General features: G+C 68.8%; 11 protein-coding genes. 3 read left to right on the top strand and 8 right to left on the bottom strand.

What is annotated here, in order from left to right; all coding sequences use genetic code 11:
- Positions 1 to 8 precede the first annotated feature (8 nt).
- Positions 9 to 413, top strand: coding sequence for a RidA family protein (locus LC041_RS06565; RefSeq protein ID WP_028504004.1), 405 nt, complete (start codon positions 9 to 11; stop codon positions 411 to 413).
- A 96-nt stretch (positions 414 to 509) separates the two neighbouring features.
- Entirely contained in the window at positions 510 to 2006 is a 1497-nt protein-coding gene (locus LC041_RS06560) for a L,D-transpeptidase family protein (protein ID WP_226532221.1), read from the top strand.
- A 167-nt stretch (positions 2007 to 2173) separates the two neighbouring features.
- Here the strand turns inward: LC041_RS06560 and LC041_RS06555 are convergent, their stop codons facing one another.
- Positions 2174 to 4393, bottom strand: coding sequence for an NADP-dependent isocitrate dehydrogenase (locus LC041_RS06555; RefSeq protein WP_226532594.1), 2220 nt, complete (start codon positions 4391 to 4393; stop codon positions 2174 to 2176).
- 176 nt (positions 4394 to 4569) lie between these two features.
- Here LC041_RS06555 and LC041_RS06550 point away from each other — a divergent pair, with 176 nt between their 5' ends.
- The gene (locus LC041_RS06550) at positions 4570 to 5028 is read left to right on the top strand and encodes a GNAT family N-acetyltransferase (RefSeq protein ID WP_226532220.1); all 459 of its coding nucleotides are present in this window, start codon (positions 4570 to 4572) and stop codon (positions 5026 to 5028) included.
- A gap of 103 nt (positions 5029 to 5131) precedes the next feature.
- Here LC041_RS06550 and LC041_RS06545 read toward each other — a convergent pair whose 3' ends face one another.
- The 7 genes from LC041_RS06545 to purN all read right to left on the bottom strand — a co-directional run bounded on the left by LC041_RS06545 (position 5132) and on the right by purN (position 14534).
- Positions 5132 to 5947, bottom strand: coding sequence for a hypothetical protein (locus LC041_RS06545; protein WP_226532219.1), 816 nt, complete (start codon positions 5945 to 5947; stop codon positions 5132 to 5134).
- A 121-nt stretch (positions 5948 to 6068) separates the two neighbouring features.
- Positions 6069 to 7883 carry an ABC transporter ATP-binding protein gene (locus LC041_RS06540; RefSeq protein WP_226532218.1) on the bottom strand — a complete coding sequence of 605 codons (1815 nt, stop codon included), beginning with the start codon at positions 7881 to 7883 and terminating at the stop codon, positions 6069 to 6071.
- Positions 7880 to 9811 carry an ABC transporter ATP-binding protein gene (locus LC041_RS06535; RefSeq protein ID WP_226532217.1) on the bottom strand — a complete coding sequence of 644 codons (1932 nt, stop codon included), beginning with the start codon at positions 9809 to 9811 and terminating at the stop codon, positions 7880 to 7882. The genes LC041_RS06540 and LC041_RS06535 overlap by 4 nt, the downstream gene beginning before the upstream one ends.
- 314 nt (positions 9812 to 10125) lie before the next feature.
- Positions 10126 to 10623 (bottom strand): methylated-DNA--[protein]-cysteine S-methyltransferase, encoded by a 498-nt coding sequence (locus LC041_RS06530; RefSeq protein ID WP_226532216.1) that lies wholly within the window; start codon positions 10621 to 10623, stop codon positions 10126 to 10128.
- Positions 10620 to 12140, bottom strand: coding sequence for a DNA-3-methyladenine glycosylase 2 family protein (locus tag LC041_RS06525; protein ID WP_226532215.1), 1521 nt, complete (start codon positions 12138 to 12140; stop codon positions 10620 to 10622). Before LC041_RS06525 ends, LC041_RS06530 begins: the two co-directional genes overlap by 4 nt.
- A 163-nt stretch (positions 12141 to 12303) precedes the next feature.
- Positions 12304 to 13911: a bifunctional phosphoribosylaminoimidazolecarboxamide formyltransferase/IMP cyclohydrolase gene (purH, locus tag LC041_RS06520; protein WP_226532214.1), complete on the bottom strand. Its 1608-nt coding sequence runs from the start codon at positions 13909 to 13911 to the stop codon at positions 12304 to 12306.
- Positions 13912 to 13946: 35 nt separating this feature from the next.
- Positions 13947 to 14534, bottom strand: a complete 588-nt coding sequence (purN, locus tag LC041_RS06515; protein ID WP_226532213.1) for a phosphoribosylglycinamide formyltransferase — start codon at positions 14532 to 14534, stop codon at positions 13947 to 13949.
- Positions 14535 to 14588: the final 54 nt, after the last annotated feature.

Below are 14588 nucleotides of genomic sequence, written 5' to 3'. Positions count from 1 at the left end.
CTGGCGGCATGACCGCGAAGATCCGAGTTTCCACCGACGCCGCCCCCGCCCCCGCACACACCTTCTCCCAGGGGATCCGCAAGGGTCCGTTCGTGCAGGTCTCCGGGCAGGGCCCCGTCGACCCGCAGACGAACGAGTACCTCTTCCCGGGTGACGTCGCCGCCCAGACCACGCGCACCCTCGAGAACGTCAAGGCGATCGTGGAGGCATCCGGCGCGACCTTCGACGACGTCGTGATGCTGCGCGTCTACCTCACCAAGCGCGAGGACTTCCCGATCATGAACGACGCCTACGGCGCCTTCGTGACCGCGCACACCACGAACGGGGTGCTCCCCTCGCGCACCACCGTCTTCACCGGGCTGCCGCGGGAGGAGATGCTCGTCGAGATCGACGGCATCGCCATCATCGACTGAGCCGAGGAGCGGGGGGTGACCATATCACGACCGTTGCCTCCCCGTTACCTCCCATCCCGTACCATTGATCCCCAGGACACGTTTGAGAACCGGGGGGTGAAGTTCGTGACCGATCTGATTTCTGCACCGGGCGCGGCCGAGACGCACGGCGACGACTCCGCCCCGACCGCCGTGCTCACCCCGGCGGACGCTCAGACCGACACGGCACCGCCCACCACCGGTGAGCAGCCGCTGGCCTGGGCTCCCATCGAGCCCGCCTCCAAGAAGCGTCACCTCGGCCTCTGGATCGGCATCGGTCTCGGCACCATCGCGCTGGGCGCCGGGGCCGCGTCCCTCGTGCTCATCGCACCGGGTACCACCGTCGCCGGGATCCCGGTCGGATGGATGACCCCCGGTGCTGCGGCCGAAGCCATCAGCACGCAGATCGCACAGACCGAAGTCACCCTCACGGGGCAGGGCGAGGGCGCCGTGCTCACCGGCACGGACCTCGGCGCCACGGTGGACGCCACAGCGCTCGCCGACACCGCGTTCGCGGAACGTCCGCTCTGGAATCTCGGCACCTGGATGGGTGATCCCGTTCCCGGCGAGATCACACTCGACGCCGCCACGGCTTCGGCAGCGCTGCGCAGCGCGGTCCCGACGAGCTTCGACGACCCGGTCGACGCCGGGGTCGTGTTCGACGCGGCCGGTGGCACCTACGTCATCACCCCGTCCGAGGCGGGCACGGGGATCGATGTCGATGACCTCAACGCCGCGTTCGCCGATGCGGTGGCCGGTGGGAGCACGACGTTCGAGTACCCGGGCGGTCCCGCAGAAGCCCTGCCCGCTGTCTCGGATGACGACGCGACCGCCACGGCCGCCTCGCTGAACACGATGCTCTCGACCATCGGCTTCTACGTCGGCGACGAACGCACCGTCCCGGTCGCGCCGGCCGTCGCGGCCAGTTGGCTCACCGTGCTCGACGACGACGGCCAGCTGCGCATCGAGGCCGATCCCACCACCATCCAGGCAACGGTCGACACGCTTCCCGGACTCGTCGACCGTGCCCCGGTCAACGCCACGAACATCGTCGACTCCGGCGGCACCGTGCTCCGCGCCGAGCGGGAGGGGGCCGCGGGCCGCGCGCTCGACGACACCTCCGGCGTCGCCGAGGCGTTCGCTCAGCAGCTCGCCGCAGGCGACGGCGTGTACGAGCTCTCCGTCAAAGAGACCGCCTTCGAGACGGTGAACCTCTTCCGTCGCATCGAGATCAATCTGAGCCAGCAGCGCGCCTACCTCTTCGAGAACAACGAAGTCGTGAAGTCCTGGGCCGTCTCCACCGGTCTGCCGGGCACCCTGACCCCGACGGGCAACTTCCGGGTGTTCGCGCACACGGCGATGCAGGACATGGGCTGCTTCGAAGGCGCGCCCTACTGCACGAAGGACGTGCCGTGGATCACGTGGTTCGCCCCCAACATCGGTTTCCACGGCACCTACTGGCACAACAACTTCGGTCAGCGGATGAGCCACGGCTGCGTGAATCTGCCGATCGATCTCGCCAAGTACGTCTACGACTGGTCCCCCGAGGGCCTCGAGATCTCCGTCTACTACTGATCCGCGTGCCAAAACGGAGAGCGGATGGCTCCCCGTCGGCGTGTCTGTGACGGGCTCGCCGTGCGGTGAGACTGTCGTCTGGGTTTCGGCCGGTGCGCAGTGCGCAGACCGAAACCGACCGGAACACGAAAGGGGCGGATGCCGTAGCATCCGCCCCTTCTCCTGCCTCAGCGCAGTGCGTCGACGATGCCGTTCAGCGTCGCGGAGGGACGCATGACAGCGGAGACGAGTGCGTCATCCGGACGGTAGTAGCCGCCGATCTCGACCCGCGCGCCCTGCACCGCGTTGAGCTCGGAGACGATCTTCTCCTCGTTCTCGGTGAGCGTCGCAGCGATCGGAGCGAAGGCCGCAGCGAGTTCGGCGTCCTTCGTCTGCTTCGCGAGCTCCTGCGCCCAGTACAGGCCCAGGTAGAAGTGGCTTCCGCGATTGTCGATCGTTCCGAGCGCGCGTCCGGGTGAACGGTCCTCCTCGAGGAAGGTACCGGTCGCGGCGTCGAGCGTCTCGGCCAGCACCCGTGCCTTCTCGTTGCCCGTGCGGTCGGCGAAGTGCTCGAGCGAGGCCGCCAGCGCGAAGAACTCACCCAGCGAGTCCCAGCGCAGGTAGTTCTCCTCCACCAGCTGCTGCACGTGCTTGGGCGCGGACCCTCCCGCCCCCGTCTCGAACAGGCCGCCGCCGGCGAGCAGCGGCACGATCGAGAGCATCTTGGCGCTCGTGCCGACCTCGAGGATCGGGAACAGGTCGGTCAGGTAATCACGCAGCACGTTGCCCGTCACCGAGATGGTGTCCAGACCGTGGCGCATGCGGGCGAGCGTGTAGCGCGTGGCCTCCTCGGGCGCGAGGATCGTGATGGTGAGCCCCTTGGTGTCGAGCGTCGCGAGACCCTGGTGCACCTTGGCGATGATCTGCGCGTCGTGCGAGCGGTTCGCGTCGAGCCAGAACACGGCGGGAGCGCCGGTGGCGCGGGCACGCGTGACCGCGAGTCGGACCCAGTCCATCACCGGGATGTGCTTGGTCTGCGTCGCGCGCCAGATGTCCCCCCTGCTAACCGTGTGCTCGATGACGACGGTGCCCTCGCTGTCGAGCACCTGGACGATGCCGTCCGCCGCGATCTCGAAGGTCTTGTCGTGGCTGCCGTATTCCTCGGCCGCCTGCGCCATCAGACCCACGTTGGGAACGGTGCCGATCGTCGCGGGGTCGAGCGGGCCGTTGGCGATCACGTCGTCGATCACGGCCTGGTAGACGCTGGCGTAGGAGGAGTCGGGGATGACGGCGAGCGTGTCCGCCTCTTCCCCGTCCTTGCCCCACAGCTTGCCGCCGTTGCGGACGAGAGCCGGCATCGACGCGTCCACGATCACGTCGCTCGGGACGTGCAGGTTGGTGATCCCCTTGTCGGAGTTCACGTACGACAGGCGCGGCCCCTCTGCGATGGCCTTGTCGAACGCCGCGGCGATCTCTTCACCCCCGGCGACATTCGCGAGTCCGCCGAGGATCGATCCGAGGCCGTCGTTCGCGCTGAGCCCGGCAGCGGCGAGCTGATCGCCGTACTGCGCGAACACGTCGGCGAAGAAGGCTCGCACGACGTGGCCGAAGATGATCGGGTCGCTGACCTTCATCATGGTGGCCTTGAGGTGGACCGAGTACAGCACGTCATCGGCCTTCGCCGCCGCCAGGGTTTCGGCGAGGAACGCGTCGAGCTCCTTGGCCGAGAGGAACGTGGCATCGATGATCTCGCGCGGCAGGACCTTCAGGCCCTCCTTGAGCACCGTGACCGTGCCGTCCTCGGCCGTGTGACGGAAGCTGAGCACGTCATCGTGGGCTGCGACCCAGGAACGCTCGTTGTGTTTGAAGTCGTCGTGACCGAGGGTCGCGACGCGGGTCTTCGATCCCGCGGCGAACGGCTTGTTGCGGTGGGGGTGCTTCTTGGCGTAGTTCTTCACCGCGAGAGGCGCACGGCGGTCGCTGTTGCCCTCACGCAGCACCGGGTTCACGGCGGACCCCTTGATGCGGTCGTACCGGGCCCGGACGTCCTTCTCCTCGAGCGACGCCGGCTCGTCCGGGAAGTCCGGGATGTCGTAGCCCTGTGCCTGCAGCTCGGCGATCGCGCCCTTGAGCTGCGGGATGGACGCCGAGATGTTCGGAAGCTTGATGATGTTCGCTTCGGGGAGCGTGGCGAGTCCGCCCAGCTCCGCGAGCGCATCGCCGACCTGCTGCTCCGGCGAGAGCTTCTGCGGGAAGGCGGCGAGGATGCGACCCGCCAGCGAGATGTCACGAGTCTCGACCTCGATGCCCGCCTGGCCGGTGTATGCCTGGATGATCGGCAGGAACGAGGCGGTAGCGAGCGCCGGCGCTTCGTCAGTGTGGGTGTAGATGATGGCGTCGTCGGTCACCAGGTGGTTCTCCGCTCTCATAGTCAATTTGTCTCGACACCAAGATACCTGAGTGGCTCTGACCGTGTGGCCGAGCCGCCGCCGGGGACGCGCTCCGAGAGCAGACGGGAGCCCACGCCTCGGTGAAATGTTCCCCGAGACGTGTGCGTCCGGTCCGGAGGGGTTAGCCTGGGTGCATGTCCGAACTGCGCATGGTCGAACTCTCCGCTGCGACGATCGTCGCCGTGAACAACCTGTCGCTCAAGCCCGGACAGGAGCAGTTCCTCGCTCCCGTCTCGTACGGGATCGCGGCCACGGTCATCAATCCGAAGACGTCCTGGCAGCGGGTGATCCTCGACCGCAACGAGGTCGTCGGCTTCGTCAGCGCGAACTTCGACGCCGAAGCGCCGGAGGAGCATTTCCGCTCGGTGCTGTGGCGCATCAACGTGGACGCCGACGATCAGGGACGCGGCGTCGGCCGGTATGCCGTCGAGTCGCTCATCGAAGAAGCCCGTGCTCGTGGCGTCGATCACGTCAACGTGATCTACGAGGCCGGAGAGGGCGGCCCGGAGACCTTCTTCCACCGCGTCGGATTCACCCCCGTCGGGGAGACCGCCTACGGCGAGGTCATCGCCGAGATCCGGGTCACGCCCTAAGACCGGCGGCGGGGTCTCGAATCCCCTCCCCCATCGAGACCTCGTCGCCCTCGGCACGGGATCGCTCCCACGCCCCGCTCAGGGCCGCCTGTGCCTCGCGCCATCAGCGATCGTCGCGGGGCGGATCCCCGCGGCGCCCTCGTGATGCCCAGTGGGTCAGAGCGGAGGCCGCGGAGGCCGCGGCGCGCTCGATCGCCTCGGTCGATCGAGCGATGGCGTCCTGAGCCGCGTCCTGCCAGGCGGGTGCCGCCGGCACCTCCCCCGCCTTCACCCGAGCGGTGTGCTCGGCGACCTCGAAGGCACTCGCGAGGGCCGCCACCGCATCACGGTAGGCGGCGAACTCGGCGGGCGTCGGCCGATCCCCCAGCCCGCGCCGGAGCTCGCTCGCCCGTTCTGACGCACGCAGATACGCGACCGTCGCCGGCTGCTTCACGTCTGTCATCTCGGGATAGGCGATCTGGCGCGCGGGGTCGGTCTCGTAGAGCATCCATCGAGCGACCACCGCATCGTGCGCGGAACGCAACCGGTCGAGAGGACGAGGAGCCGACGCCGCGGGTACAGCCGCCCGTGCCGCCTGGAGCCTGGCCTGTTTGGCCTTGACATCGGCGGCACACGCTTTGGTGTCGCGCTCGACGTCACGCAGCATGCGGCGGGAGCTCGCCACCTGATCGGGGGAAGCCCGTCTCGCGGCCCGCTCCGCCACGACCCTGGCATGATCGGCGCGGGCGACCTTGAGCGCCGCACGCCGTTCGACGAGAGCTGCCTGCGCCATCCGGAGGTCGTGACGCGCGGCATCGACCTCGAGGCGCCGCCCGCTCACGGTGCTCCGCCTGCGCAGGCCGATCCATCCGACCGTTCCTGCGGCGACCGCGGTCGGCGCGATCCACCACCACTCGGCGGCGAGCAGCAACGGGTCCATGACTCGATGCTACCGAGCCTGCGCTCCCGCCGAACCGCTCGCACGAGGGTCCCGCGATGCGCTCCCCCCGCTGCGGACGCGGGGGATGCCCACGTCCGCAGCGGAGGGAGTGACGTCGTCATCAGACCAGTGTGCCCTGCCACGCGGCGTGCAGCTGGGCGAACTTGCCCGTGCCTCCGATCAGCGCGTCGGGGCTGTCGTCCTCGATGATCTTCCCGTGCTCCATCACCAGCACCCGGTCGGCGATCGCGACCGTCGAGAGGCGGTGGGCGATGATGATCGCGGTGCGGTCTTTGAGCAGGGTCTGCAGAGCGTCCTGGATGAGACGCTCGGACGGGATGTCCAGTGATGCCGTCGCCTCATCGAGGATCAGCACCGCCGGGTCGGCGAGGAAGGCCCGCGCGAACGAGATCAACTGCCGCTGGCCCGCGGAGACCCGTCCGCCGCGCTTGTTCACGTCGGTGCCGTACCCGTCCGGCAGCGACGAGATGAACTCGTCGGCGCCGACGGCCTTGGCAGCCGCACGGATCTCCTCGAGCGAGGCATCGGGCTTGCCGAGGGCGATGTTGTCGGCGACCGTGCCGCTGAACAGGTAGGCCTCCTGCGTGACCATCACGATCGCGCGACGGAGATCCTTCGGGTGCAGCGAGCGCAGGTCGACGCCGTCGAGCGTGACGCGTCCCTCCGAAGGGTCGTAGAACCGTGAGATCAACTTGGCGAGCGTGGACTTGCCCGCACCCGTCGTGCCCACCAGGGCGATCGTCTCCCCGGCCGGGATGTCGAGGGAGAAGTTCGGGAGGATCGTCTTCTCGCCGTTGTAGCCGAAGGTCACCTCGTCGAACCGGATGTGACCGCGCGACTCCCAGAGATCGACCGGCTTCTCGGGATCGGGCACGGTCGGCACCTCTTCGAGCACACCCGACACCTTCTCCAGCGCGGCCGTGGCCGACTGGTAGGAGTTCAGGAACATCGCGATCTCCTGCATCGGAGCGAAGAAGTTGCGCACGTAGAGCACCGCCGACAACAGCACGCCGACCGTGAGCGCTCCCTCGGAGACACGGATTCCACCCCACAGCACGACGATGCCGAGAACCAGTGCGGCGACCCCCATCAGCCCGGGCTCGAACGTCCCGAACAGCAGCATCGACCGACGGTTCACGTCGCGGTAGTCTCCCGCGATCTCCTGGAACGCCTCATCGTTGCGCGGCTCCTTGCGGAATGCCTTCACGGCGCGGATACCGGTCATCGTCTCGACGAACTGCACGATCACCTTCGCGCTGATCACGCGCGACTCGCGGTAGACGAGCTGCGAGCGGGAGTAGAACCAGCGCATCAAGTAGAACAGCGGCACGCCGCCGATGGCGAGGATCAGTCCCGACTGCCAGTCCCAGATGCAGAGGGCGATGAAGGTGAAGATACCGAAGAGCACGCCCGAGACGAGCTCGTTCAGTCCGCCGTCGAGGAGTTCCTTGATCGAGTCGAGATCACTGGTCTGGCGCGAGATGATCCGGCCGGACGTGTAGGACTCGTGGAACTCCAGGCTCAGGCGCTGGGTGTGCAGGAAGATGCGCTTGCGCAGGTCGAGCAGCACCGCCTGCGTGAGCTTGGCGGCGATGATCACATACCAGGCGATCATCACGGCGGCCAGCGCTCCGGCGAGCAGGTACACGCCGCCGATCAGGAAGGTCGGCATCCAGTCGGCCTGCTTCACCGCGGCCGGGAGCGCACGGTCGAGCCCGATGCTGATCAGGATGGGGCCGGCGACCTGCAGCGCGGTCGAGATGATCAGCACCACGGCGGCCAGCACGATCTGCAGCTTCAACGGGCGCACCAGAGAACCGAGCAGTCGGAGGGACCGACGACGGATCTGCCTGCTCTCTTCGCGGGTGTACGCGGAACGGTCCTCGTTCTGGGTTCCGGTGATGGCGGAGCTCATCGCTGCACCTCCTTCTCGATGATCGGGTCTTCGTCCGCGGCCTGCTTCGCGAGCCCCTCACGCACCTCTTCGGCGACCGCCAGCTGCTCGTCGCGGATGATCGGGATCGCTCCGGTCCGCGCAGCCTCCTCCGCCTCCAGGCTGGAGATGACGTGCCGGTAGTGCCGACTCGTCTTCAGAAGCTCGGAGTGGGTGCCGACCGCTGTCACGCGCCCGCCCTCGAGGAGCGCGACCCGATCCGCGAGAGCCACCGTCGACGGACGGTGCGCGACGATCATCGCCGTCGTGTCGGCGAGGACGTGCCGGAGCGCCTCCTCGACCAGCGCCTCGGTGTCGACGTCGAGCGCCGACAGCGGGTCGTCGAGCACGAGCACCTTCGGCTTCGCCGCCACCGCGCGGGCGAGGGCGAGCCGCTGACGCTGACCGCCCGAGAGACTGAGTCCCTCCTCGCCGATCACGGTCTCGACGCCCTCCGGGAGCGCATCGACGAACGATGCCTGAGCGACCTCCAGGGCTTCGCGCAGCACGCGCTCACCCTCCTCGCTGTGCACGTCGAGTTCGGCGCGCCCGAGCAGCACGTTCTCCCGGACGGTCGCCGAGAACAGCGTCGCGTCCTCGAACGCCATGGCGATGTGCTGACGGAGCTCCGAGAGCGGGAGGTCGCGCACATCCACGCCGTCAAGCGTGACCCTCCCCCCTGTCACGTCGTACAGACGCGTCGGAAGCGTGGTGAGCGTGGTCTTTCCGCTGCCGGTGAGCCCGACCAGCGCCATGGTCTCGCCCGGACGCAGCACCAGATCGATGCCGTCGAGCAGATCCCGCTCGTGCGAACCCGCATCCTGGTAGCGGAAGTGCGCGTTCTCGAAGGCGAGCTCTCCGCGCGGCTGCGTGATGTGCACCGGGTTCTCCGGATCGGTGATGGTGTTGGTCTCGGAGAAGATGTCGAACACGCGATCGGTGGCCGTGCGGGCATCGAGCATGAACGAGAACAGGAAGCCGATCGACTCGATGGGCCAGCGCAGCACGACCGCCATCGCGAAGAAGGCGAACAGCTGAGCCTCGTCGATCTGCCCCTGGGAGATCAGCCAGATACCGGACATCAGGCTGAGACCGAACGCGATCTGCGGCATGAGGTCGAGCCAGAACCAGATGGACGCGATCGCGCCGGCCTTGCTCATCTCGGTCTCGCGCAGCGTCTCGGCCTGGCGGCTGAAGCGGCTGAGCGCGTGCTTTCCGCGCCCGAACGCCTTCAGGACGCGGATGCCGTGCACGCTCTCCTCGACACTGGTCGCGAGATCGCCGGCCTGATCCTGGCTGCGACGGGTCAGGGCGCCGTAGCGCTTCTCGAACAGGTAGCCGCGGATCCACAGCGGGATCGCGGTCACCAGGAAGATCGTGCCGAGCAGCCAGTGCCACCGGAAAAGCAGGATCGAACCGATGATGATCGTGAGCACGTTGACGACGAGCAGGACCAGCCCGAAGGCGAGCCAACGACGGATGAGACCGATGTCCTGCATCATGCGGCTGAGCAGCTGGCCGGAGCCCCAGCGGTCGTGGAACGACACCGGAAGGGTCTGCAGGCGCGAGTAGAGCTCCGTGCGCATCTTGTACTCGACCTCGGTCGAGGGATTGAGCACGAACTGGCGACGCAGCCAGACCATCAGCGCCTCGCCGAGCGCGAGCGCGAAGACGGCCGCTGCGCCCCAGACGATCGCGCTGATCTCGCCGGACCGGACCGGACCGGAGATGATCTGTTCGAGGACGATCGGGATCATCAGCGCGATGAGCGCGGCGATGAGGGCGCTGGCCGCACCGCCGGCGAGCCGCCAGATGACGGGCTTCACGAAGGGCTTCAGGCGCCACAGTGCGGCCGGGGTGGAAAGAGGGGAGGACGGCGAGGAGTTCTGCGCGGAAGGCGAGGAGGACATGTCTCTCAGATGAGTTTCGTAGGGAAAGCGAGTGCGAAAGGGGTCGGATGCGAGAGCGGACTCCTGGAGTCCGGCATCCGGTGCGGGAGGGGCGGGGCGGCGCTAGAGGAGCGGCCGTGCCGGGTTCGAGCCGAGAGCTGCGATCCGCGCGGTGGCGATCGATGTCATGGTGTCCTCCTCAGGGCTCGGCGGTGTCGTCCGGTCGGCGCGACAGCCCACCAGCCTATTGCTGTGAACCAGCTGAAAGCAAGAGTCATTCCCGATTCGTCGAGGGAGGTTCGACGAATCGGGACGATTCAGCGACCGCGGTCGGCTCAGTCGCCCGTCGACTCCCGCGCCAGCAGGCTCTCCTTCACGCGCAGACCCCAGGCGAATCCGCCGAGGCTTCCGTCCGTGCGCAGCACACGATGGCACGGCACGAAGAGCGCAGGGGCATTTCGCGCGCAGATCGAGGCCGCAGCGCGGACGGCGTTCGGGTTGCCGAGCCGGGCGGCGAAGCCCGTGTAGGTGAGTGGCGCGCCGGGCTCGATCGAGCGCAGGGCCGACCAGCCGGCGAGCTGGAGTCCGGTGCCGGTCTGCGCGACCGGCACCGCGTCGATCGCCGACAGGTCGCCGCCGTAGTAGGACCGAACAGCGGCGGCGGCAGCGGTCTCGCCTTCCCGGAGGTCCACGGGACGGTTCGCCGCCGGGAGGCGACCGAGGATCGCCTCGACATCGGAGGTCCACCCGGAGGCGAGCACGCGCTGCCGGTCGTCTGCGAGGATCGTGAAGGCCCCGTCCGGGGTGTCGATGGTCTGGATGACGGCGGTCATGAGGTCTCCTTCGAGGTCGAGTGCTCCGTGCGAGCGGCACGCGGCCCGGAGGCCGTGTGCCGGGATGCTGAGGGGCGCACCGGCGCGGCGCGCCAGAGGTGTGCGCTGAGGTAGCTGCGCCAGGGAGCCGCACGCTCCGCCCAGGCGGTGAGAGCCCGCGCCTCTCCGGGAATGCCGGAGGCCGCCGCGCCTGCGCGCAGCGCGACATCACCCGGAAGAAGGATGTCGGGGTCGCCGAGCACCCTCATGCGCACGTAGTCGGCGGTCCAGGGTCCGATGCCGGGCATCGCCAGGAGACGTTCGCGCTGCCGCGGGCCGTCGTCACCGACGGTGAGGGTGAGCGAGCCGTCGGCGAGAGCGGCAGCGGCGCCCGTGATGGCCCGGATACGCGCGGCCGGACCGCGGAGCACCGCTGCGCCGTGTTCAGCGATGGCCGCCATCGTCGGGAACAGCAGTCCGTCATCGGTCCGCTCCCCCAGTGCCTCGGTCAGCGCCGTCAGAGCCGTGCGGGCGGCGACCACGGTGATCTGCTGCCCGACCATGGCGCGGATGAGCATCTCGTGCGGGTCAGCCGATCCGGGAACCCGGATTCCCGGCGTCCGGGTCACGAGGGGGGCGACTTCGGGATGCGTGGACAGTGCCTCGTCGATCGCCAGAGGGTCGGCGTCGAGGTCGAAGATGCGTCGCACGGTCGAGACCAGCGGAGCCAGGTCGCCGAGTCGGGCCACCCGAGCACGCAGATGCAATCCCGACCGGCCGTCCTGTCGCACTTCGAACCAGGCCGCGCCTCCTGCCATGCGCAGATGCCGCGAGAACGACGCCTCGCCGACAGTTTCGACGCCGGGCACCGCGCGCGCCGCCATCCACGCGAAGATGCCACCCGCGTCGAGCGGACCACGGTACGGCAGCACGAGATCGATGGTTCCCGGTGCCGCCGTGGCGGGTGTGCGCCGTCTGGCGCGGAGCTCCCCCGGTGTGAGGCCGAACACGTCACGGATCGTCTCGTTGCATTGCCGGATGCTGGCGAAGCCCGCCGAGAAGGCGACGTCGGAGACCGGCATGTCGGTGCCGACCAGGAGCATCCGTGCCGTGTGCGCCCGATGGGCCCTGGCGAGAGCGAGGGGTCCGGCTCCGAGCTCGGCGGTGAGCAGACGGGTGAGATGCCGGCTCGAGTATCCAAGACGCGCGGCCAGTCCGGGGACGCCCTCCCGTTCCACGACGCCGTCGGAGATCAGCCGCATCGCCCGCGCCGCGGTGTCCCCGCGGAGGTTCCAGGCCGGAGACCCGGGAGCGGCCTCCGGCAGGCAGCGCTTGCACGCCCGATAGCCCGCTTCGTGCGCGGCTGCACTGGTCGGATAGAACGTCACGTTCTGCGGTCGGGGCGTGCGCGCAGGACAGCTCGGGCGACAGTAGATCCCGGTCGAGCGCACGGCCGTGACGAACTGCCCGTCGAAACGGGTGTCCCGCGCGCTGATCGCACGGTAGCGCTCGTCGAAGTCGGTCACGGGGAAGCTCATGCCTCCACCCTGTCACGTCCCAGCGACCTCGACTGGCGGAAATCGGACATGGCGGTGCGCGCTCTGATGCCGAGACCCCCGCGCAACGCCGAGACCCCCGCCTGCACACGTCGGCAGGCGGGGGTGTCGGCAGGGAAGGGGGGTCTCGGCGGGAGACAGCTGCTCAGTGGAAGAAGTGGCGCTCTCCGGTGAAGAACATCGTGACGCCAGCCTTGCGCGCGGCGTCGATGACCTCCTCGTCACGCACCGATCCGCCCGGCTGCACGATGGCGGTGACGCCGGCGTCGATCAGCACCTGAGCACCATCGGCGAACGGGAAGAACGCGTCGGAGGAAGCGACCGAACCGGCAGCCCGATCGCCCGCACGCTCGACGGCGAGGCGGCACGAGTCGACACGGTTGACCTGCCCCATGCCGACGCCCACCGTGGCGTTGTCCTTCGCGAGCACGATGGCGTTCGACTTCACCGCGCGGCAGGCCTTCCACGCGAAGATCAGATTCTCCATCTCCGCCTCGCTCGGACGCTCACCCGACACGAGCTCCCAGTTCTTCGCGACCGATCCGATGTCGTCGGGGAAGCGGTCAGCGTCCTGGAGAAGCAGCCCGCCCGAGACGAGACGCACATCCATCCGCTCCTGGCGCCAGTCCTGTGGCAGCTGCAACAGGCGCAGGTTCTTCTTCGCCTTGAAGACCTCCAAAGCGGCCGGCTCGAACGACGGCGCGACGATGACCTCGGTGAAGATGTCCTTGAGGTTCTCGGCCATCTTGAGGGTCACCGTGCCGTTCGCGGCGATCACTCCGCCGTACGCCGAGACCGGGTCGCACTCGTGCGCACGCAGGTGGGCGCTGGCGATCGGGTCGAGGGCGTTGGGGGCGGTCGTCGCGATGCCGCAGGGGTTGGCGTGCTTGATGATCGCGACGGCGGGCTTGATCATGTCGTAGGCGGCGCGCAGCGCGGCATCCGCATCGACGTAGTTGTTGTACGACATCTCCTTGCCCTGCAACTGCGTGGCCTGCGCGATGCCGTGGCCACCGGCGCGGGTGTAGATCGCGCCGCGCTGGTGCGAGTTCTCGCCGTAGCGGAGGGTCGCGAGGCGCTCAGCCTGGATGGTGAGATGCGCGGGAAGGTCGCCCGGGTCGGTGAGCGTCCCCTCGGCGAACCACTGGGCGACGGCGGTGTCGTAGGCCGCGGTGTGAGCGAACGCGCGGGCGGCGAGCTCCCGCCGCTGGGCGACGGAGGTGCCTCCGGCCTCGATCGCCGAGATGATCGCGGGGTAGGACTGCGGCGAGACGACGATCGCGACGTTGGCATGGTTCTTCGCCGCGGCGCGCACCATGGCGGGGCCGCCGATGTCGATCTGCTCGACGACGTCGTCGCCGATCGCGCCCGAGGCCACGGTCTCGACGAACGGATACAGGTTCACCACGACGAGCTCGAACGGCGCGATGTCGAGCTCCTCGAGCTGACGCTCGTGCTCCTCGAGGCGGAGGTCCGCGAGCAGGCCGCCATGGACCTTCGGGTGAAGCGTCTTCACCCGGCCGTCGAGCATCTCGGCGACACCGGTGACGGCAGCCACGTCTGTCACGGCGAAGCCGGCGTCACGGATGGTCGCGGCGGTCGATCCGGTCGACACGATCTCGATACCCGCGCCGGCGAGCGCCTCGGCGAGAACGAGCAGGTCGGTCTTGTCGCTCACCGAGACGAGCGCGCGCCGGATCGGCACGGTGTCGCGGTCGCGGTAGAGCGTGGGGTCGTGGCGGGGGCCGGCCATGATGGGCTCCTTCGTGCGGGGGCGTCGGGTGGAGGTCAGGAGGAAGATGTCAGGGCGAGGTCGCCGGTGGCGATGCCTCGGACGACGTCGATGAGCAGTCGACGTTCGACGGGTTTGATGCGCTCGTGGAGGCTGTGCTCGGTGTCGTCGGCGAGGATCGGCACGCGCTCCTGGGCCAGGATCGGGCCGGTGTCCACCCCGTCATCCACCACGATCACGCTCGCGCCGGTCTCGGGAACTCCCGCGGCGAGCGCGTCCCGGACACCGTGTGCGCCGGGGAACTCCGGCAGGTACGCGGGGTGGGTGTTGATGAGGTTCGGCGAGTACCGGGCGACGAGTGTCGGCGGCAGCAGACGCATGAGGCCGCTGAGCACGATGAGGTCCGGCTTCCAGACGTCCAGTTGCCGGGCGAGTTCCTCGCCCCAGGCCTCACGACTCTCGTGCTCGTGCCACGGCACCGTGAAGCTGGGGATGCCGAACTCCTCGGCGTGGGCCAGCCCGTCTGCTTCGCGGTCGGCACCCACGACGATGATCCTGGCAGGAAAATCGGGATGACGAGCGGCCTCGAGGAGGGCGCGAAGGTTCGAGCCGGTGCCCGAGATGAGAACGGCGACCATGAGCACGCGCCCAGTCTACCGGGGCGCGCGACCGGGTCTCTCCCGGCGCCCGCGCCCGAA

The organism is Microbacterium paraoxydans (genome assembly GCF_020524545.1).
Lineage (GTDB): Bacteria > Actinomycetota > Actinomycetes > Actinomycetales > Microbacteriaceae > Microbacterium > Microbacterium paraoxydans_C.
Note: the sequence above shows the minus strand (reverse complement) of the source record. Positions and strands in the feature narration are given on the sequence as shown.

Bases quoted from the DNA above. Each gene is read 5' to 3' on its own strand.
- LC041_RS06550 (WP_226532220.1), top strand. From the start codon at position 4,570: ATGTCCGAACTGCGCATGGTCGAACTCTCCGCTGCGACGATCGTCGCC.
- LC041_RS06535 (WP_226532217.1), bottom strand. From the start codon at position 9,811: ATGTCCTCCTCGCCTTCCGCGCAGAACTCCTCGCCGTCCTCCCCTCTT.
- LC041_RS06540 (WP_226532218.1), bottom strand. From the start codon at position 7,883: ATGAGCTCCGCCATCACCGGAACCCAGAACGAGGACCGTTCCGCGTAC.
- LC041_RS06530 (WP_226532216.1), bottom strand. From the start codon at position 10,623: ATGACCGCCGTCATCCAGACCATCGACACCCCGGACGGGGCCTTCACG.
- LC041_RS06565 (WP_028504004.1), top strand. From the start codon at position 9: ATGACCGCGAAGATCCGAGTTTCCACCGACGCCGCCCCCGCCCCCGCA.
- LC041_RS06525 (WP_226532215.1), bottom strand. From the start codon at position 12,140: ATGAGCTTCCCCGTGACCGACTTCGACGAGCGCTACCGTGCGATCAGC.
- LC041_RS06545 (WP_226532219.1), bottom strand. From the start codon at position 5,947: ATGGACCCGTTGCTGCTCGCCGCCGAGTGGTGGTGGATCGCGCCGACC.
- purH (WP_226532214.1), bottom strand. From the start codon at position 13,911: ATGGCCGGCCCCCGCCACGACCCCACGCTCTACCGCGACCGCGACACC.